The sequence below is a fragment of the Streptomyces melanosporofaciens genome (assembly GCF_900105695.1).
GTDB classification, from domain to species: Bacteria; Actinomycetota; Actinomycetes; order Streptomycetales; family Streptomycetaceae; genus Streptomyces; species Streptomyces antimycoticus.
In genome coordinates this window covers 567,842-593,280 of record NZ_FNST01000002.1, presented here as the reverse complement: position 1 = coordinate 593,280, position 25,439 = coordinate 567,842, and the positions used below count along the sequence as shown (strand labels likewise).

The following is a 25,439-nucleotide window of genomic DNA, read 5'->3' as shown; positions in this document are numbered from 1 at the left end:
GACTGGCCCCATGACAGAGCTGAACGGGGAACCGGCGGGAATCCGCGAGCTGACGGCGCTGGCCATGACCAACTACGGCCACTTCACCACCATGCGCGTGGAGGACGGCCGGGTGCGGGGGCTGTCCCTCCATCTGGACCGGCTGGTACGGGACTGCGGGGTGCTGTTCGGCACCGCACCGGACCGGGACCGGATCCGCGAACTGGCCCGCCGCGCCGTCGCGGACGCCACGGGGCCGCTCACCGTCCGGGTGACCGTGTACGACCCCGACCTCGGGCTGGAGCGGCCCGGGGCCGAGGCCCGGCCGGGGATCCTGGTCACCACCCGGCCGGCCGCCGCCCCCTCGCTGCCGCCGCTGAGCGTGCGCACCGCACCGCACCACCGGGACCTGCCGGAGGTCAAACACGTCGGGCTGTTCGGGCTGTTGCGGCTGCGCCGCCTCGCCCAGCTCGACGGCTATGACGATGTGCTGCTGACGGACGAGCGGGGTGCGGTGTCCGAGGGCGCGACCTGGAACGTGGGATTCTTCGACGGCCACCGTCTGCTGTGGCCGGAGGCCGGGTGCCTGCCCGGCGTCACCCAGGAACTGCTCCGCCGCGGCCATGCCGGACCGCAGCACACCGAGCCGATCGACCGTGACCGGTTCGGCGGGCTGGAGGCGGCCTTCGCCCTCAACGCGGGGGTGGGGGTGCGGGCGATCCGGTCGATCGACGGGGTGGAGTTCGACCCGGAGCATCCTGTCCTGGGGACCCTGCGCAAGGAGTACGCCGCGACGGAAGCGGAACCGCTGTAGGCAGGACGGGGACCGTGCCGCCTGCGGCGGGCCGTTCCCCTCCCCGCCCCTTCCCGAAACCGGGGCTCCGCCCCAGACCCCGGAGTTGGCCCAGACGCCGAGGCGGGGAGGGGCAGCAGCCCGCCGCAGGCCGCCCGCATGCGGCGGGTCCGCCGCCCGGATGTGCCGGGCGGCGGACCCGTGAGCCGCGATACGCGCGGCCGGTCAGCCCGTGAGGGCCCGGTCGCCGTCGCGCCGCGGCGCCGCCGCCGCGGGCTCCTCCCGCAGGCCGTACCGGCTGTGCAGCCGGCGCAGTGGAGCCGGGGCCCACCAGGTGGCGCGCCCGCCCAGCCGCATCGCGGCGGGCAGCACGGCCCCGCGGATGAGCGTCGCGTCCATCAGGACGGCCAGCGGCAGCCCGATCCCGTACGCCTTCACCAGCGAGATGCCGGAGACGGTGAACGCCAGGAAGACCACCGAGATCGCCACCGCCGCCGCCGTCACGATGCGCCCGGTGCGCTCCAGCCCCCGGGCCACGGCGGCCGTCGGCGAACCGGTCAGCTCGTACTCCTCCCGCATCCGGGACAGCAGGAAGACCTGATAGTCCATCGCGAGCCCGAAGGCGAGGCCGAAGAGCATCACCGGGATCGTCGCCGCGATATTGCCGGTCGGGGTGAAGTCGCCGAACAGCCCCGCGAGATGGCCGTCCTGGAAGACCCACACCAGCGCGCCGAAGGTGGCCGTCAGGCTCAGCGCGCTGAGCACCAGTGCCAGGAACGGCAGCATGACGCTGCCGGTCACCAGGAACAGCAGCACCAGCATGGTCAGCAGCACCGTGCCCAGCGCGTACGGAAGCCACTTCTCCAGCGCCGCGGCCGCGTCGTGGTTGGTGGCCGCGGCCCCGCCCACCAGCGCCTCGAACGGCGCCTTCTGCGACCGGATCTCGCCGACCAGCCGGTCCGCGTCGTCCGCGCTGGCCGTCTCCGGCACCACGGAGAAGTAGACGGCGTCGCCCGAGGCGAAGCGCGCATAGCGCTGATCGGGCGGGGCGGCCTGCCGGCCCTCGGCGTAGGCGCCGGTGGCGGTGCGGACCGCGGCCACGTGCGGCAACTGGGAGAGCCGCTTCGCATACGCGCCGACGGCCGCCCGGTCGGTGCCCCCCTCGGGCGCCACGACCTGCAGCGCGTTCTGCTCGCTGCTGTCGAACTCGGTGCGGACGGTGTCGGCGACCTGACGGGCCGACGAGGACGAGGGCATCACCCGCTCGTCCGGCATGCCGAGGTTGATGCCGAGGAACGGCGCGCCGAGCAGCAGCAGGAACGCGGTCACGATGGTCACGATCGGCACCGGGCGCCGCATCACGGTGGTGGCCAGCCGGTGCCAGAAGCCGCTCTCCACGCTCCGGCCGACGGCGCCGGTGCCCGTCCCGCCGGTGGCCGCGGTCCGCCGCCGGCGGAACACCCGCCCCTTCTCGATCCGGTCGCCGAGCAGGGCGAGCAGGGCCGGCAGCACGATGAGCGAGGCCGCGCCGGACAGCAGCGCGGTGAGCGCCCCCGCATAGCCCATGGACCGGACGGCCTGTAGCGGGAACCAGGCCATGGCCAGGGACGAGACGGCGACGGTCAGCGCCGAGAAGGTCACCGTGCGCCCCGCGGAGGTCAGCATCGCCCGGATGGCGTCCGGCGGGGCGAGCCCCGACCGCAGCTCCTCGCGGTAGCGGCTGACCATCAGCAGGCTGTAGTCGATGGCCAGGCCCAGGCCCAGCAGGGTCACCACGCTCGCCGCGAGCGAGCCGACCGTCGTGACACTCGCCAGGATCCACGTCAGCCCCATCGTCAGCATCATCGCCACCAGGGCGACGGCCAGCGGCAGCGCCGCGGCCACCACGCTGCCGAAGATGAACACCAGCGCGACCAGGGTGATCGGGATGGCGACCGTCTCGCCGGTGGTGGCGTCCTTCTGACCCTGCTCCAGCAGCTCCCGCTGGAATTTCGTATAGCCGCCGAACGTCACCTCCAGCCCGTCCCGCGAGCCCTGGTAACGGTCCGCCAGCTCGGCGACGCGCTTTTGCGACGCGGTGTCGTCCCCGGTGACCGTGCCCATGATCAGGGCCTTGTGGCCGCTCTTGCCGCGTAGCTGCGGGGCCTTCCCGGTGGTCCAGTAGGAGCTGACGTTCGCCACTCCGGGTTCCCCGCTCAGCTTGCGGGTGAGCTCGGTGCCCGCCGCCGTCACCGACGGATCGTCGACCCGCCCCTTCGAGGTCACCAGCAGCGTGAGATTGGGCAGCCCCTGCCCGAACCTGTCGTCCAGCGCGGTGATCGCCCGCGAGGACTCCGACGCCGGATCGTCGAAACCGCCCGCCGTCAGCTTGTCGAACAACGTCGTACTCGCCGCACCGCCGATCACGGCGAGCAGCAGGCCGACGACCAACACCGCCAGGCGTTTGCGCACGACGAAACCGGCCAGTCTGTCCAGCATTCCCTCTTCCTTCCTCAAGCGCACGGCGTCTGGAATCCCGTCCAGCACGGCGTCCGGATTGACGTTTCGGCATCCCAGACGCCGAGCCCCGCCCGGATGTGACATCGGCGGGCCGCGTTGTTCACCGAACGGCTGTCAGAACGCCGGAGTCGTCGGGGATCTCGGCCGGACCCCGGTTCCAGGCCCACGGCGAGCGGCCCTCCTCGCGGACCTTCCGGTACAGCAGCACGCAGTAGGTCGCGTCGATGGTCCAGACGGTCAGGAAGAGGAAGATGAAAAGGTGGTGGCCCGGGTACATCACCAGCACCGTCCACCCCGCGAAGAACGATCCGATGCCCTTGGCGAGTGCCACGTACATCGACTGCCCGAGCGAGGATCCGCGGCGGCTCAGCATGAAGATGAAGGACAGGCTCAGGAACACGTTCAGCCCGGTGCCGGTGTAGATGCCGGTGGCGTCCTTGAGCTCATAGGTCGTCATGATGTGGAAGACCGCGGACCACGCGATGACGCCGAAGACCATCCACCGGAAGGTCCGCCGGCTCATCGACGGGTAGTCCTTCCACCCGTAGCGCAGTGTCTGCCGGAGGATGAAGCAGTCGACCAGGAACCAGCTCAGATTGATCGGGCGCTGCACATCGGCCTGGTCCAGGATCAGGGAGAGGGTGAACTCCCAGGCGAGGTTGACCTCGACCACGAAGACGGGAATCCCCACCCGCTTGTCCAGTTTGGCGCGGTAGATGGCGAGCCCGTAGGCCACCAGCCAGCCGGACGCGCACGGACCCATCAGGATCCAGAACAGCCAACTCGGCCGGTCCGCCTCCGGCAGGGTCACCGGAGCGATGTCCGGGAGATCGAAGAGAGCGGGCGGGAACCACACGGCTAATTACCCCTCGTTCACGGTGGATACGGTTGTCTCGTTGCGTTGCGTGGCGTGGCGTTGCTTGGTGCGGCGTTGCTTGGTGCGGTGTGGCTTTGTGTGGTGTGGCTTTGTGCGGTGTGGCTTTGTGTGGCGTGGCTTTGTGTGGCGTTGCTGTGTGTGCCGCGGGTCAGGTCCACTGCCCGGTGCCATAGGTGTCGCTGGAGCCCAGTAGCTGTTCGCGCAGCTCGCCCCGGCGCACCTTCCAGGTGGCGGTGCGCGGCATCTCGTCCCAGGGGACGAGCCGTGGCTTGTCCAGCTCGGGCAGGCCCCGGCAGGCCCGGTCCCACTCCTGGGGGTCGAGGGTGTCGTCGCGCATGCACAGCACCGGGATCGGGAGCTGCCCGGGGACCCCCAGCACGATCACCTCGGAGGCCCGGTCCAGCCGGTCGAGCAGGGTGGACTCCAGCTCGATGCAGCTCATCCCGGGGATCATGTCGACCTCGCGGTCGATCAGCCGGATGCGGCCGTAACCCGCGTACTCGCCCAGGTCGCCGGTGTTCCACCAGCGGCCCCGGTCCTTGGCGCGGTGCCGGTCGTCCTCGCCCAGGTAGGTCAGACACCGCGACTTGGTCCTGACCATCAGCAGCCCCGCTTTTCCCCGGGGCCGTTTGCGGCCGGTCTCCGGGTCCACGACCTTGACCCGGACCAGGGGCGGGAACCCGACGTTGGTGGCGTCATGCGCCCGGGGCCTGTCCGGGCGGACCATGGAGCGGGTGGCCACCCCGGCGGCGATGCCCGCGATCTCCGACTGCCCCACGCCCCAGGCCCACAGCGGGAGCCGGGCCCGGGAGGCGCCGAGGAACTTGCGGACCGTCCTCGGGTGCACCGCGTCGAAGGTGCTGATGAAGCGCCGTACGCCCGCGAACAGTTCGGGCCGGGTGTCGGCCAGCTCCTCCCAGTACTGGAAGACGTTCGGACATGCCTCCAGCGAGGTGGGAGGGTGCGCGGCCAGCATGCGGGCCACACTGTCCAGCGCCGGATCGGAGAGGATCACCATCTTCCGCGGCCCGCGGAACAGCGTCCCGTTGGTCCAGGACAGATTGCGGTTGTGGGCGAAGGAGATCCCGCTGGCCACCACGTCCACCGGACGGGAGGTCATGAGCGGCAGCCGGTAGGACTCGATGCGGAACGGCACGGCCGCCAGGGTGGTGGCGGGCGAGTGCACCACCAGCTTCGGCACGCCCGTGGTGCCCGAGGTGTGGGTGACCAGCATGGGTTCATGGAGGCCGCGGAACCGCACCGGCGGCCGGGAGCCGTCGCGCACATCGTCGATCCGCAGCGTTCCGCGGGGCAGCCCCGGGCGGTCGGCGCCGACGGCCACCAGGGTCATCCCGGGATCGTCCGGCGCGATACCGGCGGCGGTCATCCGCTCCAGCACCGTCGTGCCCATCACCAGCACCTTCGGGGAGATCCTGGTGAGCAGGGTGCGGATATGCGCGGTCGACCTGATGGGCGCGATCATCACCGGCAGCGCTCCGAGCCGGGCGGCGGCCGCGGCGAGCAGGATGAAGTCGTAGTGGTTCTCCTTGACGATGGCGAGCCGGTCGCCGTGGCGCAGCCCCGCCCCGTGGAGCCAGCCCGCGGCGTCCTCCACCGTCGCCACCAGGGCGGGCACATCGAAGCGGGTGCCGGCATCCGGGGCGATGTCGAAGGGCCGGTCCAGATGCATGACCGTCGGCTTGCCCCGCTCGGCGGCCCAGTGGAACAACCGGCCGACGTTGACGGGCCGTTGCGAACGCGCCGCCATGCCTCATCTCCTCGTCTAGGGGGTGCGAAAAACGACTGGGACAGCACGAACGGCTAGGTCAAAAGGAACAGCGCGGGCGCCAGCAGCCCCAGAAAGCCCAGGTCGTAGCCGTACAGCCCGAGCTTGCGGGCGGTCAGCCAACGCCCCCGCACCGGGCCCTCGCGCAACTGGGCCGTATGGAGGACGGTGGCGGGCAGCAGGGTCAGCAGGGTCCACCACGGCCACGGCGTGGCCAGGCCCAGGACGCAGATCAGCGTGGCCGACACCAGGACGAAGACGACCATGGCGGTCTTGTAGACCCGCGGCCCGGTCGAGGCGGCCAGCGTTCTGCGGCCCACCGAGCGGTCTCCGTCGGCGTCGTTGACGTTGGAGTAGCTGCTCACCATGACCAGCCAGAGCCCCAGCAGCAGCCCCACCAGCACCGCGGGGGAGGACCAGTGCCGCTCCACCGCCAGATAGGGGGCCAGCAGCCCGGCGGTGGTGGCCAGGCACAGCAGCGTCTCCGCACCGCCCCGGTGGTAGCTCAGCCGCAGCCCGGCCGAGTACTGCACGCTGAAGAAGAACCCGACCCCGTAGAGGACGTACGCCACCGCCGGAGCCCGCCAGTCCAGCGCCCAGAACGCGCCGATCCCCGCGAGCACCGCGACCGAGGCCGCGCAGGCGATGAACCGCACCGTCTCGCGCTCGGTGACCGCCCCGCTGAGCAGCGGTTTGCCGCGGATGTCGCGCTTGGTGTCACCGGCCTTGTAGTTGCGGGCGTCGCTGCCGTTGCGGAAGCCGACCAGGTCGTCGGTGGCGCAGGTGCAGGTGACGATGCCCATGGAGCCGAGGAGGAACAGCAGCATGGCGGCGGTGGTCCCCGGGCGGTCGCGCGCCTGCGGGCTCAGGGTCAGCCACGCCATGCCCCACCCGAAGTAGTTCTGGTACACGAAGATCTTCGACAGCCGGAACAGACCGCGCGCCACGTCCCCGCCGCCGCGGGTGCGCGCCGTCCTGCGGCTGCCGCTGGTCAGTGAGGTCATGGCCGGCCTCCCGGAGCCGGGGTCCGCTCCCGCGCCAGGCCCACATAGTTCTCGGCGAACCTCCGTGCGGCGGCGGGGGAGTTCACCACGGACTGGAGCCGGGCGTCCTGCAGCCGCCCGTCGAACACCCGTCCCTCCGGGGGCCGGTGCAGCAGCCCCGACATCCAGTCGGAGAACTCCTGCGCCTGCCAGACCCCGGGCAGACAGGCGGCCGAATAGCCGTCCAGCGCGGTGCGGTCGCCGCTCGCGTAGAACTCCCCGAAGGCCGTGGCGAGCACCTTGATGTCCGCCACGGCGAGGTTGAGTCCCTTGGCCGCGGTCGGCGGCACGATATGCGCGGCGTCACCGGCCAGGAACAGCCGCCCGTAACTCATCGGCTCGGTGACGAAGCCACGGAGCGCCACACAGCTCTTCTCCAGGATGGGCCCCTCGGCCAGTTCGGGGGCACCGTCGATGTCCAGCCGGGTGTGCAGCTCCTTCCAGATCCGCTCATCGGGCCAGTTCTCCACCCGCTCACCGGCCTCCACCTGCAGATAGAGCCGGCTCACCGAAGGCGAGCGCATGCTGTGCAGCGCGAAGCCCCGGCTGTGCACGGCGTAGATCAGCTCCTCGGCGGCGGGCGGGGCCTCGGCCAGCACGCCGAGCCAGGCGTAGGGATAGGTGCGCTCGTAGGTGGAGAACGTTCCGGGCGGCACGGACCGGCGGGAGACCCCGTGGAATCCGTCGCAGCCCGCGACGAAGTCGCAGCCGATCTCCACCGGTTCGCCCGCCACCGTGCACCTCACGGTCGGCGTGTCCGTGTCCAGACCCAGGGGTTCGGCATCGGGGACGTCGAACCACAGCCGCGCCCCGGCCGCCGTCCTGGCCCGGATCAGGTCCTTCACCAGCTCCTGCTGGCCGTACATATGGACGGTCCGGCCGGTCAGCTCGGTGAAGGGCATCCGGTGGGCGCGTGAGCCGAACCGGAAGACGAAGCCCTCGTGGACCAGCCCCTCGCGCTCCAGCCGGTCGGCCAGACCGGCCTCGCGCAGGAAGTCCACGGTGCCGCCCTCCAGCAACCCGGCCCGCACCCGCTTCTCCACGTACTCCCGGCTCCGCCGCTCCAGCACGATCGAGTCCACGCCGGACCGCTGGAGCAAATGGGAGAGCAGCAGTCCGCCGGGCCCCGCGCCGACGATCGCGACCTGCGTGTTCAGGCGTTTCACGGATGTCCCCCTCACAGCACGCTGACGGTGGGGGACTCGGCGGCGCCCTGCGGGCCGGCCTCCTCGGCCAGACGCATGGCCTCCTCGATGAGGGTCTCCACGATCTTGCTTTCGGGGACGGTCTTGATGACCTTCCCCTTGACGAAGATCTGGCCCTTGCCATTGCCCGAGGCGACACCGAGATCGGCCTCCCGGGCCTCGCCGGGGCCGTTGACCACACACCCCATCACCGCGACCCGCAGCGGCACTTCCATGCCCTCGAGCCCCGCGGTGACCTGGTCGGCCAGCTTGTACACATCCACCTGGGCCCGGCCGCAGGAGGGACAGGAGACGATCTCCAGCTTGCGCGGCCGCAGATTGAGCGACTGCAGGATCTGCGTGCCGACCTTCACCTCCTCCATCGGAGGCGCCGACAGCGACACCCGGATGGTGTCGCCGATGCCCTGCCGCAGCAGCGCGCCGAAGGCCACCGCGGACTTGATGGTGCCCTGGAACGCGGGGCCCGCCTCGGTCACCCCCAGGTGCAGCGGATAGTCGCAGGACTCGGCGAGCAGCTCATAGGCGCGCACCATGACCACCGGATCGTTGTGCTTCACCGAGATCTTCAGGTCGTGGAAGTCGTGCTCGGCGAAGAGCTCCGCCTCCCACAGCGCCGATTCCACCAGCGCCTCGGGCGTGGCCTTGCCGTGCTTGGCCATCAGCCGCGCGTCCAGCGAGCCGGCGTTCACCCCGATGCGGATCGGGGTGCCGTGGTCCTTCGCCGCCCGGGCGATCTCCCTGACCTTGTCGTCGAACTTCTTGATGTTCCCCGGATTCACCCGCACCGCCGCACATCCCGCCTCGATGGCGGCGAACACGTACTTGGGCTGGAAGTGGATGTCGGCGATCACCGGGATCTTGGACTTGCGGGCGATCTGCGGCAGGGCGTCGGCGTCGTCCTGGCTGGGGCAGGCCACCCGGACGATGTCACAGCCCGTCGCGGTCAGCTCGGCGATCTGCTGCAGGGTGGCGTTGACATCGGCGGTGACGGTGGTCGTCATGGACTGTACGGAGACGGGGAAGTCGCTGCCGACCCCCACCGCGCCCACGCCGAGCTGACGGGTGACGCGGCGTTTGCCGAGCACCGGTGGCGGCGCGGCGGGCAGGCCGAGATCGACGGTCATCGGGAATCCTCCTTGAGCGCCCGGACACCCGGCGCACGGTCGGCCGCGATCCGCGACCGGATGGAACGGGCCAGGTCTTCGGGGCAAAGGCCGCAGTCGGCGAGGATCTCGGCGCGTTTGCCGTGGTCCAGGAAGCGCTGCGGAATCCCGAAACCGGACACCGGGGCCGGGACACCGGCGTCGCGCAACTCCTGGGCGAGCAGCGAGCCGTAGCCCCCGACGCGCAGGTTGTCCTCGACGGTGACGACGAGCCGGTACTGCTCCGCCAGCTTGATCAGGGACGGGCTGACCGGTTTGATCCAGCCGGGGTCCACCACCGTGACGCCCAGGCCCTCCTCGGTGAGCCGGAGTGCCGTCTCGCGGGCCGTCGCGGCCATGGCGCCCACGGACACCAGCAGGACGTCGTCGCCCGGGGAGCGGTGCAGCACATCGATGCCGTCGTGCTGGTCGACGGCGGGGATGTCGGGCCCCACCGGCCCCTTGGGGAACCGGATGGCGCTGGGGCCGTCGGTGACCGCCACCGCCTCGCGCAGCGCGCCGCGCAACGTGGTCCCGTCGCGGGGCGCCGCGACCCTGAGGCCGGGCACGATCCCGAGCACCGACAGATCCCACATGCCGTTGTGGGAGGCCCCGTCGTCGCCGGTGACCCCGGCCCGGTCGAGGACGAACACCACGGGACAGGAGTGCATCGCCACGTCCATCAGGAGCTGGTCGAAGCCGCGGCCCAGGAACGTGGAGTACACGGCCACCACCGGCACCATCCCGGCCATGGCGAGCCCGGCGGCCGAGGTGACCGCGTGCTGTTCGGCGATGCCGACGTCGAAGACCCGGTCGGGGAACTCCTCGGCGTACGCGGCGAGCCCCGTGGGCCGCAGCATCGCCGCCGTCACCGCCACCACCTCGGGACGCTCACGGCCGATCTCGACCAGCTCCGCGCCGAAGACAGAAGTCCAGGACGGGCCGGGGGAGCCCAGCGGTTCGCCGGTCTCCGGGTCGCCGGCGGCGACCGCGTGGTGGTGGTCGTGCTCGTCGGCCTCCGCGCGCCGGTAGCCGTGTCCTTTACGGGTCAGGCAGTGCACCACGACCGGCCCGCCGAACCCCGCGGCCTGCCGCAGGGCGGCCTCCACCGCCGCGATGTCGTGTCCGTCGACCGGCCCGAGGTACTTCAGGCCCAGGTCGGCGAAGAGTCCCTGCGGGGCGAGCATGTCCTTCAGCCCCGTCTTGACCGCGTGCAGCGCCTCGTAGAGCTTGGGGGTCTGCCGCAGCCGGTGCTTGGACCACTCCAGGAACCGCTCGTAGTCGGGGGAGGTGCGCAGGCCCGCCAGATAGGTGGCGAGACCGCCCGTGGTCGGTGCGTAGGAACGGCCGTTGTCATTCACCACGATGACGACGGGACGGTCCGGGGCGCCGGAGATGTTGTTCAGCGCCTCCCAGGCCATGCCGCCGGTCAGCGCCCCGTCCCCGATGACGGCCACCACCGCGCGGTCGCTCTCGCCGCGCAGCCGGAACCCCTTGGCCAGGCCGTCCGCGTAGGACAGGACGGTGGAGGCGTGGCTGTTCTCGATGGTGTCGTGCTCGGACTCCGCCCGGCAGGGGTAGCCGGACAGGCCGCCCTTCTGCCGGAGCCGGTCGAAACCCTCCCGGCGCCCGGTGAGCAGCTTGTGTACGTACGCCTGGTGCCCGGTGTCCCACAGGATGCGGTCCCGCGGGGAGTCGAAGACGCGGTGCAGGGCGATGGTGAGTTCGACGGTGCCCAGGTTGGGCCCCAGGTGCCCGCCGGTCCGCAGCACCTTGTCGATGAGGAAATGCCTGATCTCACCGGCCAGGACGGTCAGTTGGCCGGCGTCCAGGTGCTTGATGTCGGCGGGACCGTGGATGGTCTCCAGCAGTGTCATCCGGGCTCCTTCCCTCCACGTCGGTGCCGCCACCGGGTGCGGTCGCTGTCGCTGCGCATCGGCCGTCCTCACGCGTTCCGGTAGGCGACCTCGTGGGCCATGGCGGCGAGTTCCTCCCGCCACTCCGGCTCCAGCGGGGCGGCGGCGATGGCGCGGCAGGCCCGCTCCACGAGCCCGTCGATGTGCTTCTCGACGTCGTCGCGCACACCCGTCTCGATCAGCAGCTCCCGCAGGTGGTCGGCGCCCCGCAGCTGAGCGGGGACCAGCTCCCGGATGTGTGCGTTGCGCTGGATGGCCAGGGCCATCAGCAGCGTCATCTTGTGCTGCTCGAAGTCCAGACCGCTCGGCTTGCCGGTGACCTCGGAGTCCCCGAAGGCGTCCAGGAGGTCGTCGCGGAGCTGGAACGCCTCCCCGAGCGCGGCCCCGTACTCCTCGAAGGCCGGCGCCGCGTCGGCGCGGCCGGCCACCGCGGCGCCCAGGACCAGCGGGCGGTGGATGGTGTACCGGCCGGACTTGGCGATGGCGATCCACCGCGAGGTCTCCGGGTCGGGCTCGAACTGGACGGACGCCGCCACGTCCATGTACTGGCCGATGATCAGCTCCGAGCGCAGCAGATGCCATTCGGCGGCGACCGCGGGCTCCACCTGCGCCATGATCTCGTCGGAGTAGACCAGGGCCAGATCGCCCGCGAGGATCGCGACGTTCTCCCCGTAGCGGCCCGCCGCGCCCCGCCAGCCGCGCTCGCGGTGCAGCGCGGCCTGGCTGGTGTGCACGGTCGGCGCGCCACGGCGCACCGGGGACTCGTCCATCACATCGTCATGGATCAGCGCGCAGGCGTGGAGCAGTTCCAGCGCGGCGGCGACGGGGATGACGCGGTGGTCCTGCGGATCGCCGCCGGCGGCCAGATAGCCGCTCAGGCAGAACGCCGGGCGCATGCGCTTGCCGCCCGCGTCGACCAGGTCGGCGATCCCGTCGATGGGGACGCTGGAACGCGGGTCCAGCGCGTGCCACCGGTCGTATTCCGCGGACAGGAAGGTGCGCAGCCGCTCCTCGACCCGGGGCAGCAGGCTCATCAGCGCCTGGCGGGCGGTGGTGGCCGGGGCCGGGGCGGGGCGGGGGGTCGCCATCACATGGGCAGTCACATCGTCCTCCTAGGGGTTCCGGCCGGTGCGTCCGGTGGGACCTTCGACCAGGCGTCGTCGAGCCGTTCCCGGTCGTCGGACCGGATGCCGTCGGTGAGCTGCAGGGGCATGGAGAAGACCACGTCCTCGACGGCCGTGGACTCGATCTCGACCTCGTCATGGCCGAACTCGGCCAGCCGGTCGAGGAGTTGATGGACGAGGGCGTCCGGGACGCTGGCGCCGGAGCTGACGCCGACGGTGGTCACGCCGTCCAGCCAGCCGCCGTCCAGCCGGGAGACGTCCGGGACCAGCTGGGCGGGGGTGCCGGCCTCGCGGGCGACATCGACCATCCGCTGGGAGTTGCTGGAGTTCTCCGAGCCGACGACCAGCACCAGATCGGCCTGCCGGGCAAGGGACTTGATGCCGTTCTGCCGGTTCTGGCTGGCGTAGCAGATGGTGTCGGTCCCGGGGCCGACGATGTCGTCGAACCGCTCGGTGAGGGCGCGGACGATGTCGGCCGTCTCGTCCACCGACAAGGTGGTCTGGGTCAGATAGGCCACCGGGGTGTCCCGGGGCAGGTCCAGCCGTTCGACGTCCTCGACGGTTTCGACGACCAGGGTCTCGCGCGGTGCTTCCCCCCGCGTGCCTTCCGTTTCCTCGTGTTCCTGGTGCCCCACCAGCAGCAGGACCCGGCCGTCCCGGACCACCCGGCGCGCCTGCTGGTGAACCTTGGCCACCAGTGGGCAGGTGGCGTCGATGACCTGCAGGTTCCTATCGGCCGCACCGGCGCGGACCGCGGGCGGGACACCGTGTGCGGAAAAGAGGCACACCGCCCCTTCGGGAACATCGAATTCCGATTCCACAAAGCGTGCGCCCTTGCGCTCCAGGAGGCTGACGACGTAGTGGTTGTGGACGATCTGTTTTCGAACATAAATAGGCGGGCCGTATACTTCGAGCGCCCGCTCCACCATGGCAATGGCGCGGCGGACACCCGCGCAGAAACCGCGGGGTTCGGCGAGGATGACGCGTTTGCGGGGCCCGCTCGTATCGGAGTGCGAGGACTTCGTGCTTAAGTGCATGACGTTTTGCTCCAACGCCTACATGCGGCTCGGATGTGAATGGACGCGTCGCTGTGTGGCCATGCCGCAGCGGCCGGGCATGGCTTTGTCCTGGCGTTGACGGATGGCTGTCGAAGGGCCGGCGGCCTATAGGTCAGCACATGCTCACACGGGCATGAAGGCCCATCTGAACTGGGAAGATGCCGAAAAAGCCACTGCCAGGAGGCGCGGCGCTACGGACGTTCTCCGGAAGCCGGTGCGCGGAGACGATTCGATCGAAGAGACATTCACTTACCCCCGTAAGTGTCATTTGACAGCTGCGCCATCCGAAGCAGTTCCCCCGTCGGATATGCGCAGGCCGAAAACACTATAGAAGGCGCGACCGAGTGCAAGACTTACGCATGTGACCTTCGTCACGTTCCGAAATGCGGGCGGAACTGTCGCTTACGGTTGCGGGCGATTGCTAGGCTCCCTGCCGCGCTGATTCGACGTGTCGTCGGCTTGCGCAACGGGGGCTCTGAGCCGGAAATTCCGGTAGTAACCGCTGGTAAACCCTTCCGGGTGGACAGAGAAATCCACTCGAAGGCGTGACGGACGTATATCCAGCTTCTCCATCCTCGCTGGCCGCGGTTTGCGGCCGGGAGCGGGTTCGTCTGTTTCCTCGGTCCCGTCGACCCGTCCGGCCCGCCGGTTCGGGGGTCCCCACAGGTGTCCCGCGCCGTCGCGGCGCTTCAGCGGAAGTCGCGGCGCTTGCGCGGGATGTGTCCGGCTCGACCAGTGGAGGCTTCCTTACATGACCGCTCCCGGCCCGACCGCGGAGAAGGTGACCGCTCAGCAGCCGCCGTGGCCCGACCCGGACCGGCTCGAGGAGGTCCGGCGCGCCCTGGGCGGCCGCCCCCCGCTGATTCCCCCGAGGAGGCCGGGGAGCTGATCCGGCGGATGGCCGGGGTGCAGCGCGGGGAGGCGGTGGTCCTCCAGGGCGGCGACTGCGCCGAACTGTTCGCCGATGCCGCGCCCCCCGTGGTGCGGCGCAAGCTGGGGCAACTGCGCGAGCTGTCCGCGGAGATCCGGACCGGGCTGGGCCTTCCGGTGGTGACCATGGGGCGTATCGCGGGCCAGTACGCCAAGCCCAGATCGCTGCCGTACGAACCGCTCCCCGACGGGACCTCCCTGCCCGTCTACCGGGGGGACGCGGTCAACGGCGCCGCCGCCGACCCCCGCACCCGGATTCCCGACCCGGACCGGCTGCTCACCGCCTACGACCGCGCGGCCGCCGTCCTGTCCACGATGCGGGCCGAACAGACGTCGCACGACGCGGCCGAACGGATCTTCGCCTCCCATGAACTGCTGCTGCTCGCCTACGAGTTACCCCTGCTCCGCGCCGCCGACGGCGGTGGCCACGCCTCCTCCGTCCACTTCGGCTGGATCGGCGAGCGGACCAGGGACCCGAGGGCGCGCACATCCGGCTGGCCGCCTCGATCCGCAACCCGGTCGGCGTCAAGGTCGGACCGTCCGCGACCCCCGCGGACCTGGTGGAGCTGTCGCGTCTGCTCAATCCCGAGCGCCTGCCCGGCCGGCTGACCTTCATCGTGCGCATGGGCGCGGACCGGATCGAGTGGCTGCTGCCGCCGCTGGTCGAGGCGGTCGCGGAGACCGGGATCCCGGTGGTCTGGCTGACCGACCCCATGCATGGCAACACGATCCGCTCCGGCAGTGGTCACAAGACCCGATCCCTGCGGGCGATCCTCGACGAGGTCGCCGCGTTCCACCGGATCCTGCGGGACCGCCGTCAGTGGCCCGGCGGGCTGCACCTGGAGTTGACACCGGAACCGGTCACCGAATGCGTCGCCCATCCCGCGGACGCCGGGACCGCCGCCTTCCCCCGGTACCGGTCTCCCTGTGACCCCCGGCTGAACCCCGAGCAGGCCGCCGAAACGGTCCACGCGTTCACCGCCTTGCTCCGCGCGGCGTGAACCGTGCCCGTCATCCCTAAGTTCCGATAGGTTCGAGGTTTCGATGCGCACGCTGCTGGTAGACAACTACGACTCGTTCACCTACAACCTGTTCCACTACCTGGCCGAGGTCAACGGCCGGGAGCCCGAGGTGATCCGGCACGACGACCCCGGCTGGAAGCCCGAGATGCTGCGGGACTTCGACAACGTCGTCATCTCTCCCGGGCCCGGCAGCCCTGAGCGCCCGGCCGACTTCGGCGTCTGCCGCGACATCATCCTCGACGGCGCCCTGCCGCTGCTCGGCGTCTGCCTGGGCCACCAGGGGGTGGGCCTGCTCAGCGGCGCCCGGGTGGTCCGGGCCCCGGAGCCCCGGCACGGCCGGCTGTCCCGGGTGGCGCACGACGGCTCCGGCCTCTTCACCGGGCTGCCCAGCCCCTTCGACGTCGTCCGCTACCACTCGCTGACCGTCACCGACCTGCCCGAGGAGCTGCGGGCCACCGCATGGACCGAGGACGGTGTGCTGATGGGGATCGCCCACCGGGAACGGCCCCTGTGGGGCGTCCAGTTCCACCCCGAGTCCATCTGCACCGAGCACGGTCGGCTGCTGCTGGGCAACTTCGCCGACCTCACCCGCTCCTGGCAGACCGGGCACGGGGTGCGACCGGCGCGGCGGCGCGCCCCGCGCGCCCCGCGCGGCGCCGTCGCGCCCACCGCCGCGCCGCGTGCCACGCCGCGGTCCCTGCGGGTCCTGGTGGAGACCCTGCCCACCCGCTGGTCGGACGAGGTCGTCTTCGACCGGCTCTTCCGCGCCGACCGGCACGCCTTCTGGCTGGACAGCAGCGCCGTCGGGGGCGAGCGCGGACGGTTCTCGATGATGGGGGACGCCTCGGGGCCGCTGGCCCGGGTCGCCACCGCCGACACCTGGGCGGGCACGGTCACCGTCACCGCGGACGGCTCCCACGAGGTCCTGCACGAGGAGTTCCTGTCCTGGCTGGAGCGCGACCTGCGCGCCGCCCGGGTCGAACTGCCCGCGCTGCCCTTCGACTACGCCCTCGGCTGGACCGGATACCTCGGGTACGAGCTCAAGGCCGAGTGCGGCGGTGAGCGGACCCACCGCTGCCCGGAGCCCGACGCCGCGATGATCTTCGCGGACCGCGCCGTGGTCTTCGACCACGAGACCTCGGCCACCTATCTCCTCGCCCTCGCGGAGGAGGGCGCTGAGCGAGGCGGCGAGGAACCGGCCCGGGCATGGCTGCGCGAGACCGCCGCCCGGCTGGCGGAGCTGGCAGGCCAGGAGCCCCGCCGCACCCCGCTCACCGACGGCCCGGGCCGGCTGCGGCTGCGCCACGGCCGCGAGCGCTATCTGGAGATGATCGCCACCTGCCAGGAGCTGATCACGGCCGGGGAGACCTATGAGGTGTGCCTGACGAACATGGCCGAGGCCGAAGGACCGGTGGACCCGTGGGCCGCCTACCAGTACCTGCGCCGGCTCAGCCCCGCCCCGTTCGCCGCCCTGCTCCGCTTCGGCCCGCTGTCCGTGCTGAGCACCTCGCCCGAGCGCTTTCTGCGGGTCTTCGGGGACGGCACCGTCGAGTCTCAGCCGATCAAGGGCACCCGGCCGCGCGGAGGCTCCCCGGCCGAGGACGAGCTGCTCCGCGTCGACCTGGCGACCAGCGAGAAGGACCGCTCCGAGAACCTGATGATCGTCGACCTGGTGCGCAATGACCTCGGCCGCACCGCCGAGGTGGGGTCGGTGCGGGTGCCCAAGATCTTCGACGTGGAGACGTATGCGACGGTGCATCAGCTCGTCAGTACCGTGCGTGCCACCCTGCGGCCGTCCAGCTCCGCGGTCGAGAGCGTGCGCGCCGCCTTCCCCGGCGGATCGATGACCGGCGCGCCCAAGATCCGCACCATGCAGATCATCGACGAGCTGGAGGCGGGCCCGCGCGGTGTGTACTCGGGCGCCATCGGCTATTTCTCGCTGTCCGGGGCCTGCGATCTGAGCATCGTGATCCGCACCCTGGTGGTGACCCCGGACCGGATCCGGTACGGAGTGGGCGGCGCGATCGTGGCGCTGTCCGACCCGGACGAGGAGTTCGAGGAGACGGCCGTGAAGGCGACCCCGCTGCTGCGGCTGCTGGGCGCGGAGTTCCCCGGCCGGGTGGGCACGGAGACGGCGGCCGCCCGCTGAGCGGGCAGCGGCGTCGAGCGGGCACGGCCGTCCGGGATGGCCCCGCGGGGACCCCCGGGGACCTCTAAGCGCTTGCTCACTCTCCGTGTAGGGTGTCCGCCATGGACGCGGAGCCGAAGAACAGCGGGGGCGGGATCGAGCCCTGGGGCGACATCACCCCCGACGCCGCCCGGCGGCTGGTGAGCGCCGCCGTGCACGCCTTCGCGGAGCGCGGCTACCACGCCACCACCACCCGGGACATCGCGAGCCGCGCCGGAATGAGCCCGGCCGCCCTCTACATCCACTACAAGACCAAGGAAGAGCTGCTCTACCAGATCAGCAAGGTCGGCCATGAGCGGGCCCTGGAGATCGTGGAGCGGGAGCGGGACAGCGCGGGCACACCCGCCGAGCGGCTGGCCCGCGCCGTGCGCGCCTTCGTCCGCTGGCACGCCGAGCACCATATGACCGCGCGGGTGGTGCAGTACGAGCTCGGCGCGCTCGCCGAGGAGCACCACGCCGAGGTCATCGCCGTCCGCAAGGCCACGGACGGGGCGGTGCGCTCGATCATCGAGGACGGGGTGAAGGCGGGCGCCTTCGACGTCCCGGATGTGCGCGGCGCCACGGTCGCGGTGCTGTCCCTGTGCATCGACGTCGCCCGCTGGTTCAACGCCCGCGGGCGCAGCACCCCCGACGAGGTCGGCGACCTCTACGCGGGGCTGGTGCTGCGCATGGTGGGCGCCGACGGCGGTCAGGACCGGCGGCCGTGAGGACGACGGCCGGTCAGGACCTGCCGTAGGAGCGACGGCCGTCGTCAGGCGTAGTAGCGGACGACGCACTCCGCCACGCACACCGGCTTGGTCCCGCCCTCCCGCTCGAGGGTGACCGCCAGCGTCATCTGCAGCCCGTCCTTGACCTCGGACACCTCCACGATCCGGCCGGTGGCGCGCAGCCGGGAGCCGACCGGGACGGGGGAGGGGAAGCGGACCTTGTTCACGCCGTAGTTGATGCCCATCCGCACGCCCTCGACCCGCAGCAGCTGCGGGGTGAACGACGGCAGCAGGGACAGCGTCAGATAGCCGTGCGCGATCGTGGTGCCGAACGGACCGGCGGCGGCCTTGTCCGGGTCCACATGGATCCACTGGTGGTCGCCGGTCGCGTCGGCGAACAGATCGATGCGTTTCTGGTCGATCTCCAGCCAGTCACTGGGGCCGAGTTCCTCGCCGACCGCGGATCGCAGGTCATCGGGCGAGGTGAAGATCCTGGGCTCTGCCATGCGTGCCTCCCGGGCAACCACTCACTAAGCGACTGCTCAGCATGGTTGGCCGACCCGGGCCCTGTCAACGCGCGCCGCGCCCCCGCACGCGGGCTCCGCGCCGACGCGGCCACCGGCGGACCTCAGCGTTCGCCGGTCCTCGTCACGGGGTTGCCGCGCGCTCGCCGGCCACCCGGTGCGGGGACTCCGGCGAGCGCGCTCCCGGCCAGGGGCGGCCGGGTGCCGTACGGTGGCGCCTCATACGGTGGCGTAGCGGCCCAGCCGGACCGTGCCCCGGGACGCCGCCAGCGCCTCGGTGGTCAGCAGCGGCAGCGGCACCACGATGCCGCAGTCCGCGCAGACCGGCCCGGCCGATGGATAGCGGTCCAGGTCCTCGCGCCAGACCAGGCCCCGTTGCGCACACACGGGGCAGGCCGACCCCGGTCCCGACTCCATCGCGGCGATCAGCCGTCGCAGCACGTCCGCGAGGCGGTCGCCGGGATGGGTCGATGGGCTCTCGCAGGGAATGATGTCGCATCCGCCCCAGGTGCGCAGATGCCAGTCGTCGACGGTGCTCGGCTGCCGGATGCCGAGAAGCTTTTCCTGCCTGCGCCGGGCGGCGAAGTCCGCCTCGTACGCGAGCCACAGCGTGCGGGCCTCCTCGAGCTCTTCCAGTGCGGTGAGCAGTCGTAGGGGGTCCGGCCTGCGGTCCTCCGGGGGGATCCCGGAGCGGGTGCACAGATGGTGCCAGGTCGCCCGGTGCCCGTACGGCGCGAACCGTTCAAGGCATTTGCGCAGCGATGTGCGCCGAGCAGTGATGTGTCTGCGTGGATTGCGAACTTCTCGTGCCAGTGCTCTGAAACCGGCCACTTCATACCACCTCCGCGAGTGCGGACCCGACTCGTTGTCGAATGGACGTAACGCAGTGCGATCCGGATCCATCGAATTCCCCGGACTTTCGCCGGCAGTCCTCATTGGGCCTCTCCCGCAACGAAGTTGACGTCCGCTCATCTTCCGGGCTGGTAATACCGCCGGTAACCTCCGTCGCGACGGCAATCGGGAGGAGCGCACATGCGACGACGAACCCCCAGGCCCACCAGAACCCGGAAGTTCACCAGTACCGTGCTCGCCGCGGCCGCCGCGCTGGGCCTCGGCGTCGCCCTCGCGGCGCCGGTGCCACAGCCGGCCCGGGCCGAGCCCGCCGCGGCGGCCGCCACCGACTACTGCCGGGGCCAGTGCTCCGACATCCTCCCGCCGGGCGCCACCGGCAACGCCACCCTCGCCGACATCCTCGCCAACCGGGTGCTGGGCACCCACCCCGAGCACAGCGCCGACCAACTCGGCCCGTACGGCGACCTGGCGAGCGACTACCCCACTCTCACCGACGACAAGCTGACGAATTTCTTCAACGACTCCTCCTTCGGAGTCCCCGCCGATCAGGTGGCCTCCGTGACCAAGCCGCGCGGCGACGTCACGATCACCCGAGACACGAAGACCGGCGTCCCGCACATCCAGGGCACCACCCGCGAGGGCACCGAATACGGCGCCGGATACGCCGCCGCCCAGGACCGGCTGTGGCTGATGGACCTCTTCCGCCACGTGGGCCGCGGCGAGCTGACCTCCTTCGCCGGCGGCGCCCCCGCCAACCAGGGCCTGGAACAGGACTTCTTCCGCCAGGCGCCGTACACCGAGGCCGACTACCAGGCGCAGGTCGACTACATCCTCGCCCACGGCGGCGAGCGCGGCCGCCAGGCGCTGGCCGACGCCCAGGCGTACGTCGACGGCATCAACGCCTACGCCAAGAAGGCCAAGGACGGCCGCTACTTCCCCGGTGAATACGTGCTCACCGGCCATATCGACGCGATCACCAACGCCGGTGAGATCCAGCCGTTCAAGCTCACCGACCTGATCGCCCTCGCCTCCGTGGTCGGCGCGCTCTTCGGCAACGGCGGGGGCGGCGAGGTGGAGGGCGCGCTCTCGCTGCTCGCCGCCCAGCAGAAGTACGGCCTGGCCGAGGGCGCGAAGGTGTGGGAGTCCTTCCGCGAGCGCAACGACCCCGAGGCGGCGCTGACCGTACGCGACGGCAGCTTCCCGTACGCCGGCAAGCCCGCCGCGCCCAAGGGCACCGCGCTGCCCGACGCCGGCTCGGTCACCCCCGAACAGCTCGTCTACGACCGCGAGGGCGGCGCCACCACCACGTCCGGCGCCACGGCCCGCACCAAGGTCAAGGCCCCGAAGGCATCACTGGAGCCACTGCGCGGCATCTACGACGACGGAGTGCTGCCCCGCGATCTGTTCAGCCGCAAGAAGGGCATGTCCAACGCGCTCGTGGTCTCCGGCAAGTACACCGCGAGCGGCCACCCGGTGGCCGTCTTCGGCCCGCAGACCGGCTACTTCGCCCCGCAGCTCCTGATGCTCCAGGAGCTCCAGGGCCCGGGGATCAGCGCCCGCGGCGCCTCTTTCGCGGGGGTCGGGATGTACATCCAGCTCGGCCGGGGCCAGGACTACGCCTGGAGCGCCACCACCTCCGGCCAGGACATCACCGACACCTACGCGGTCGAGCTGTGCTCCCCGGACGGCTCCACGCCGTCCAAGGACTCCACGTACTACCGCTACCACGGCGACTGCGTGGCGATGGACAAGCTGGAGCGGCGCAACGCCTGGAAGCCGACCCTCGCCGACTCCACCGCCGCGGGCTCGTACCGGATGCAGGTCTACCGCACCAAGTACGGGCTGGTGACCCATCGCGCGACCGTCGACGGCAAACCGGTGGCCTACACCATGCTGCGCTCCACCTACCGCCACGAGGCCGACTCCATCATCGGCTTCCAAATGCTCAACGACCCGGGCCATGTGACCGACGCCAAGTCCTTCCAGAGCGCGGCGCAGAACATCAACTACACCTTCAACTGGTTCTACGCCGACTCCCGGCAGACCGGCTACTACAACAGCGGGCTCAACCCGGTGCGCGCCGCGGACGTCGACGCCTCGCTGCCGGTGAAGGGTGAAACCGCCTACGAATGGCGGGACTTCGACCCCAAGGACAACACCGCCGCCGCCACACCCCCCGCCGAACACCCCCAGTCCATCGACCAGGACTACTACATCAGCTGGAACAACAAGCTGGCCAAGGACTACAGCGCGGCCGGCTTCGGCAACGGCTCGGTGCACCGCGGCAACCTCCTCGACGACCGGGTGCGCGCCCTGGTCCGCAAGGGCGGCGTCACCCGCTCCGCGCTCACCCGTGCCATGGCCGAGGCCGCCGTCACCGATCTGCGCGGCGAGGACGTGCTGCCGGAGCTGCTGAAGGTGCTGCGCTCGGCGCCCATCGACGACCCCCAGCTCGCCACCGCCGCACAGCAGCTCGAGTCCTGGCAGTCGGCGGGCTCACAGCGCCATGAGACCAGCGCCGGCTCGCACACCTACGGACACGCCGACGCGGTACGGATCATGGACGCCTGGTGGCCGCTGCTGGTCGAGGCCGAGTTCAAATCCGGACTGGGCGACGGCCTCTACGACGCCCTGCGCGCCAATCTCACCGTCGACGAGGCGCCCTCGGCCGGACACGGCCCCACCGGCTCGCACGCCGGATCCTCGTTCCAGTACGGCTGGTGGTCCTATGTCGACAAGGATCTGCGCTCGGTCCTCGGGGAGGACGTCAAGGGGCCGCTGGCTCGGCCGTACTGCGGCGGAGGACAGCTCAGCGCCTGCCGTGACGCCCTGCTGACCAGCCTGAAGACGGCCGTGGGCAAGACCGCGGCCCAGGTCTACCCGGGGGACGACAACTGCTCGGCGGGCGACCAGTGGTGCGCCGACGCCATCATCCACCGGGCGGTCGGCGGACTGACCCACGACAAGATCAGCTGGCAGAACCGGCCCACCTTCCAGCAGGTCGTGGAGTTCCCGGCCCACCGCTGAGGCCACCGGGGCGGGACCTCGCACCCGGCGAGGCCCCGCCCCCGGCCCGCTACCCTTCGCCGATGCGGCCCGCGCGCAGCACCAGCCGGGCCAGCTCCTCATGGCAGATGTCGCTGTGTGCCCCGGCCGGCGGCACACCGTGCCGTACGACCTCCGAGACATCGACGCTCACACAGCCCTCCGCCGGGAACGGGCCCTCCAGCGCCTTGGCCAGGTCCAGGCGCGGGCACCCCTCCACCGCCTGGACGCCGTCGTACCCGATCGCCCCCCAGCGGGTGTCGTCCGGCAGCGGCGAGGCATCGTCCCCCAAGACCCGTGACGCCACCGGGTACAGCAGCCCGAGCGCGGTGTCATGGCGCGAATGGCAGGACACCACGGGCCCGCGGACCCGGTGGACCGCGGAGTGCAGGGCGCCGCGGCGGTCGGCGGCGTGCGGCAGCCGCTCGGCGAACGCGTAGTGCGAGAACGCCCCCTGGAGCAGGGTCACCGACGTCACCGCGGCCCCCTCGGGCAGCCCGGTCAGCGCGTACGACACCAGCCGGCCGCCGAAGCTGTGGCCCACCAGATGGAGCCGCGGGGCGGGCCGGAGGGCCGCGAGGGCGCCCAGCACCGGTCCCAGGCCCTCGCGCCCGACCGCGCCGGCCCGTCGCCTCATCACGTAGTACGTCGCCTGGCGGAGCAGCTCCTGCGCCCCGTCCCAGAGCCCGCCGAGCCCGCTGTCGGGAAAGGCGCGGTCCTCGGCGTCGGACTTGCCGCGCGCCTCGGTCAGCGCGGCGGCGAACCGCTCACAGACCTCCGCCACGTCCTCCCCGAACATCGCCGGTACGCCGTCTTCGTCTGTGTCCCCGGCCGCGCCGTACTCCCCCGGACCCGGACCAGCCCGCGCACCAGCACCCCGAACTCGTCCAGCGCCGCGAGCCGTTCGGACCGCTCGGCCAGCAACTCGGCCAGCCGCGCCACGATCTGCCGCCGCCCCGGGAAGACCGCGTCCAGCGCCCGGTGGGTGTCCGCGTCGAGCCCCGGGCGCCGGGTGTCCGCGTCGAGCCCCGGGCGCCGGGTGTCCGCGTCGAGCCCCGGGGGCGCACCGGGCGCCGGCTCCGGGGGTGAGCCCGCGAGCGATTCGTCCGCGAACCGCATCGACGGCCACACCACCCCCGCATAGCCGAGCCGCGCCGGGCCCGCCTCGCCGAGCAGCTCCGGAAAGGGCGCGAAGAAGCGGTCGTAGAGCCGTGTGGCCATCGTCCGGGTGTTGTTCCAGCCGTGCGCGAATATCACCAGATCCGTGAGGTCCCGCTGGGCGGCCTGTTCCAGCAGCCGGTCCCGCTGCCGGAAGTCGACGTCCCCGTAGGCGTCGAATCTCAGCTCCCAGTACGGCCGTACGCTCATCCCCGTCATCGCTGCTCCCCCTTGGATGGCCCGATGTGCGTGCATCGTCCCAACTGCCCCGTCCGCTGACCATACGACACGCATACGGTCACCGTCGGACAATCGGCCAGCCGTTCGACTTACCCGGAATGACGCGGACGGAACCTGGAATGCCGGGCTCCGCCGCCATCCGGAGATAGGGAATTCCCGAATATCCATCGGGAGAATATCCCCGCTGTTCTCGGGATCAGTTCACCCGGAAGGCGCTGCACTATGCTGCGAACGGAAACGTCATGGGGGTGCCGAATACTCTTCGAGCGGAAGGCCTAAATGCCCTTAAAGGATCGATGGCAGTACCCGACGGCACTGCTGGACACCACGATGGACCAGCTCAGGACGTTGCTCGCGGTTCATGAGGCGGGCACCGCGCTGGGCGCCGCCCGGCTGCTGGGGCGGGAGCAGTCCAGTGTGCAGAAACAACTGGACACGCTGAACCGGAACTTCGGCGCACTGTGCGGAGAGCCGCTGGTGGTCAAACGGGGACGCAGTCAGAATGTGCTCTTCACCGCGACCGGGGAGTCGCTCGCCGGACTCGCGCGCGGCACCCTGGAGGACTGGCTGGAGGGGCTGCGCGACAGCCGCCGCCGTCTCGGCAGCCGGCTCTGTGTCGGCTCCACCCGTTACACCCTCGGCTTTCTGCTGAATGCCGTGGAGTTGGTCACCGGGGAATTCGACCGCCGGGGTGTCGAGCTCAAGGTCGAGCATGTGCGCACCCGGGATCTGCTGGAGCGGCTCGACGCCAAACAGCTCGACCTCGTCTGTGGCAGCGTCCTCACCACGGCGGGCCACGACGGCCGGCTCGACGGCTTCGAGGTGATGGAGTGGCGGCGCAGCGGGCTGTCCCTGGTCACCAACCTGGATGCCGAGGAGCTGCCCGGGCCCTCGGTCCCGGTGAGCGAGCTGCCCCGGCTGCCGCTCGCGGTCTCGGCCGACGGCCTCATACCCGGCTTTCTGCGCGGCTGGTTCGGCGCCCGCTACCGCCAGGAGCTGCATATCGCGGCCGAGATCGACACCGTGCAGTACGGGCTGGAGCTGCTCTCCTCGGGGGTGCTGCGCGGCTGTGTGCTGGTCACCGAGGGCATCGGCGACGCGGTGGCCGACGGGCGGATCCGCGCCGGTGCCGGACTGCGCACCCTGGAGCTGACCGACGGGGTGGGACCGGAGCTGGAAGTGCTGATCGGGGTGTTCGTACGGGCCGGGGAGCGCACCGCGCAGGACCCCGGCCATCCGCTCAATGTGCTGTGGGACGCGCTCGCCGGGGAGAACGCCCGCTGGCGCGGGGTGATGCGCAAGAAGCGCCCCGGCCGGTAACCCGCCGGCCGTGCGCCGGGAGGCCGGTGTG

General features: G+C 71.2%; 17 protein-coding genes and 2 pseudogenes. 7 read left to right on the top strand and 12 right to left on the bottom strand.

Annotation, left to right across the window (positions count from 1 at the left end; genetic code table 11):
• Nucleotides 1-10: 10 nt before the first annotated feature.
• The gene (locus tag BLV72_RS05310; RefSeq protein WP_093460610.1) at nt 11-793 is read left to right on the top strand and encodes an aminotransferase class IV family protein; all 783 of its coding nucleotides are present in this window, start codon (nt 11-13) and stop codon (nt 791-793) included.
• A gap of 204 nt (nt 794-997) precedes the next feature.
• Here BLV72_RS05310 and BLV72_RS05305 read toward each other — a convergent pair whose 3' ends face one another.
• The 9 genes from BLV72_RS05305 to ispH all read right to left on the bottom strand — a co-directional run bounded on the left by BLV72_RS05305 (nt 998) and on the right by ispH (nt 13,401).
• On the bottom strand, nt 998-3,250 hold the full coding sequence (locus BLV72_RS05305; protein ID WP_093460608.1) for an MMPL family transporter: 2,253 nt from the start codon (nt 3,248-3,250) through the stop codon (nt 998-1,000).
• 121 nt (nt 3,251-3,371) lie between these two features.
• A complete protein-coding gene (locus tag BLV72_RS05300; protein WP_093460607.1) occupies nt 3,372-4,127 on the bottom strand; it encodes a transmembrane-type terpene cyclase in 756 nt (251 codons plus the stop codon).
• A 169-nt stretch (nt 4,128-4,296) separates the two neighbouring features.
• Nucleotides 4,297-5,916, bottom strand: coding sequence for a class I adenylate-forming enzyme family protein (locus tag BLV72_RS05295; RefSeq protein WP_093460605.1), 1,620 nt, complete (start codon nt 5,914-5,916; stop codon nt 4,297-4,299).
• A 53-nt stretch (nt 5,917-5,969) separates the two neighbouring features.
• The gene (locus BLV72_RS05290) at nt 5,970-6,938 is read right to left on the bottom strand and encodes a UbiA family prenyltransferase (protein WP_093460604.1); all 969 of its coding nucleotides are present in this window, start codon (nt 6,936-6,938) and stop codon (nt 5,970-5,972) included.
• The gene (locus tag BLV72_RS05285; RefSeq protein ID WP_244320667.1) at nt 6,935-8,143 is read right to left on the bottom strand and encodes a 4-hydroxybenzoate 3-monooxygenase; all 1,209 of its coding nucleotides are present in this window, start codon (nt 8,141-8,143) and stop codon (nt 6,935-6,937) included. The genes BLV72_RS05290 and BLV72_RS05285 overlap by 4 nt, the downstream gene beginning before the upstream one ends.
• Nucleotides 8,144-8,154: 11 nt before the next feature.
• Nucleotides 8,155-9,306, bottom strand: coding sequence for a flavodoxin-dependent (E)-4-hydroxy-3-methylbut-2-enyl-diphosphate synthase (gene ispG / locus BLV72_RS05280; RefSeq protein ID WP_093460602.1), 1,152 nt, complete (start codon nt 9,304-9,306; stop codon nt 8,155-8,157).
• A complete protein-coding gene (gene dxs, locus BLV72_RS05275) occupies nt 9,303-11,201 on the bottom strand; it encodes a 1-deoxy-D-xylulose-5-phosphate synthase (RefSeq protein WP_093460601.1) in 1,899 nt (632 codons plus the stop codon). Before dxs ends, ispG begins: the two co-directional genes overlap by 4 nt.
• Before the next feature lie 68 nt (nt 11,202-11,269).
• Entirely contained in the window at nt 11,270-12,343 is a 1,074-nt protein-coding gene (locus tag BLV72_RS05270) for a polyprenyl synthetase family protein (RefSeq protein WP_244320666.1), read from the bottom strand.
• Nucleotides 12,340-13,401 (bottom strand): 4-hydroxy-3-methylbut-2-enyl diphosphate reductase, encoded by a 1,062-nt coding sequence (gene ispH / locus BLV72_RS05265; RefSeq protein WP_093460599.1) that lies wholly within the window; start codon nt 13,399-13,401, stop codon nt 12,340-12,342. The genes BLV72_RS05270 and ispH overlap by 4 nt, the downstream gene beginning before the upstream one ends.
• 772 nt (nt 13,402-14,173) lie before the next feature.
• Between ispH and BLV72_RS49685 the strand changes: the two genes are divergently transcribed.
• From BLV72_RS49685 to BLV72_RS05250, 4 genes and pseudogenes are all read left to right on the top strand, one after another.
• Nucleotides 14,174-14,311 carry a 3-deoxy-7-phosphoheptulonate synthase gene (locus tag BLV72_RS49685; protein ID WP_244320665.1) on the top strand — a complete coding sequence of 46 codons (138 nt, stop codon included), beginning with the start codon at nt 14,174-14,176 and terminating at the stop codon, nt 14,309-14,311.
• An 8-nt stretch (nt 14,312-14,319) separates the two neighbouring features.
• Nucleotides 14,320-15,353, top strand: a pseudogene (locus BLV72_RS51920) (3-deoxy-7-phosphoheptulonate synthase).
• A gap of 43 nt (nt 15,354-15,396) precedes the next feature.
• Nucleotides 15,397-17,523, top strand: coding sequence for an aminodeoxychorismate synthase component I (gene pabB / locus BLV72_RS05255; protein WP_093460598.1), 2,127 nt, complete (start codon nt 15,397-15,399; stop codon nt 17,521-17,523).
• A 101-nt stretch (nt 17,524-17,624) separates the two neighbouring features.
• The gene (locus BLV72_RS05250; RefSeq protein ID WP_059146967.1) at nt 17,625-18,269 is read left to right on the top strand and encodes a TetR/AcrR family transcriptional regulator; all 645 of its coding nucleotides are present in this window, start codon (nt 17,625-17,627) and stop codon (nt 18,267-18,269) included.
• Nucleotides 18,270-18,313: 44 nt separating this feature from the next.
• Here BLV72_RS05250 and BLV72_RS05245 read toward each other — a convergent pair whose 3' ends face one another.
• Nucleotides 18,314-18,775 carry a MaoC family dehydratase gene (locus BLV72_RS05245; RefSeq protein WP_093460596.1) on the bottom strand — a complete coding sequence of 154 codons (462 nt, stop codon included), beginning with the start codon at nt 18,773-18,775 and terminating at the stop codon, nt 18,314-18,316.
• 237 nt (nt 18,776-19,012) lie between these two features.
• Complete coding sequence (locus BLV72_RS05240; RefSeq protein WP_086710055.1) at nt 19,013-19,624, bottom strand: hypothetical protein; 612 nt, start codon at nt 19,622-19,624, stop codon at nt 19,013-19,015.
• A 201-nt stretch (nt 19,625-19,825) separates the two neighbouring features.
• On the opposite strand from BLV72_RS05240, the gene BLV72_RS05235 reads away from it, so the two are divergent.
• A complete protein-coding gene (locus tag BLV72_RS05235; protein ID WP_093460595.1) occupies nt 19,826-22,672 on the top strand; it encodes a penicillin acylase family protein in 2,847 nt (948 codons plus the stop codon).
• Nucleotides 22,673-22,721: 49 nt separating this feature from the next.
• On the opposite strand, the pseudogene BLV72_RS05230 reads toward BLV72_RS05235, so the two are convergent.
• Nucleotides 22,722-24,067, bottom strand: a pseudogene (locus BLV72_RS05230) (serine-threonine protein kinase).
• A 300-nt stretch (nt 24,068-24,367) separates the two neighbouring features.
• On the opposite strand from BLV72_RS05230, the gene BLV72_RS05225 reads away from it, so the two are divergent.
• The gene (locus BLV72_RS05225) at nt 24,368-25,408 is read left to right on the top strand and encodes a LysR family transcriptional regulator (protein ID WP_244320664.1); all 1,041 of its coding nucleotides are present in this window, start codon (nt 24,368-24,370) and stop codon (nt 25,406-25,408) included.
• Nucleotides 25,409-25,439: the final 31 nt, after the last annotated feature.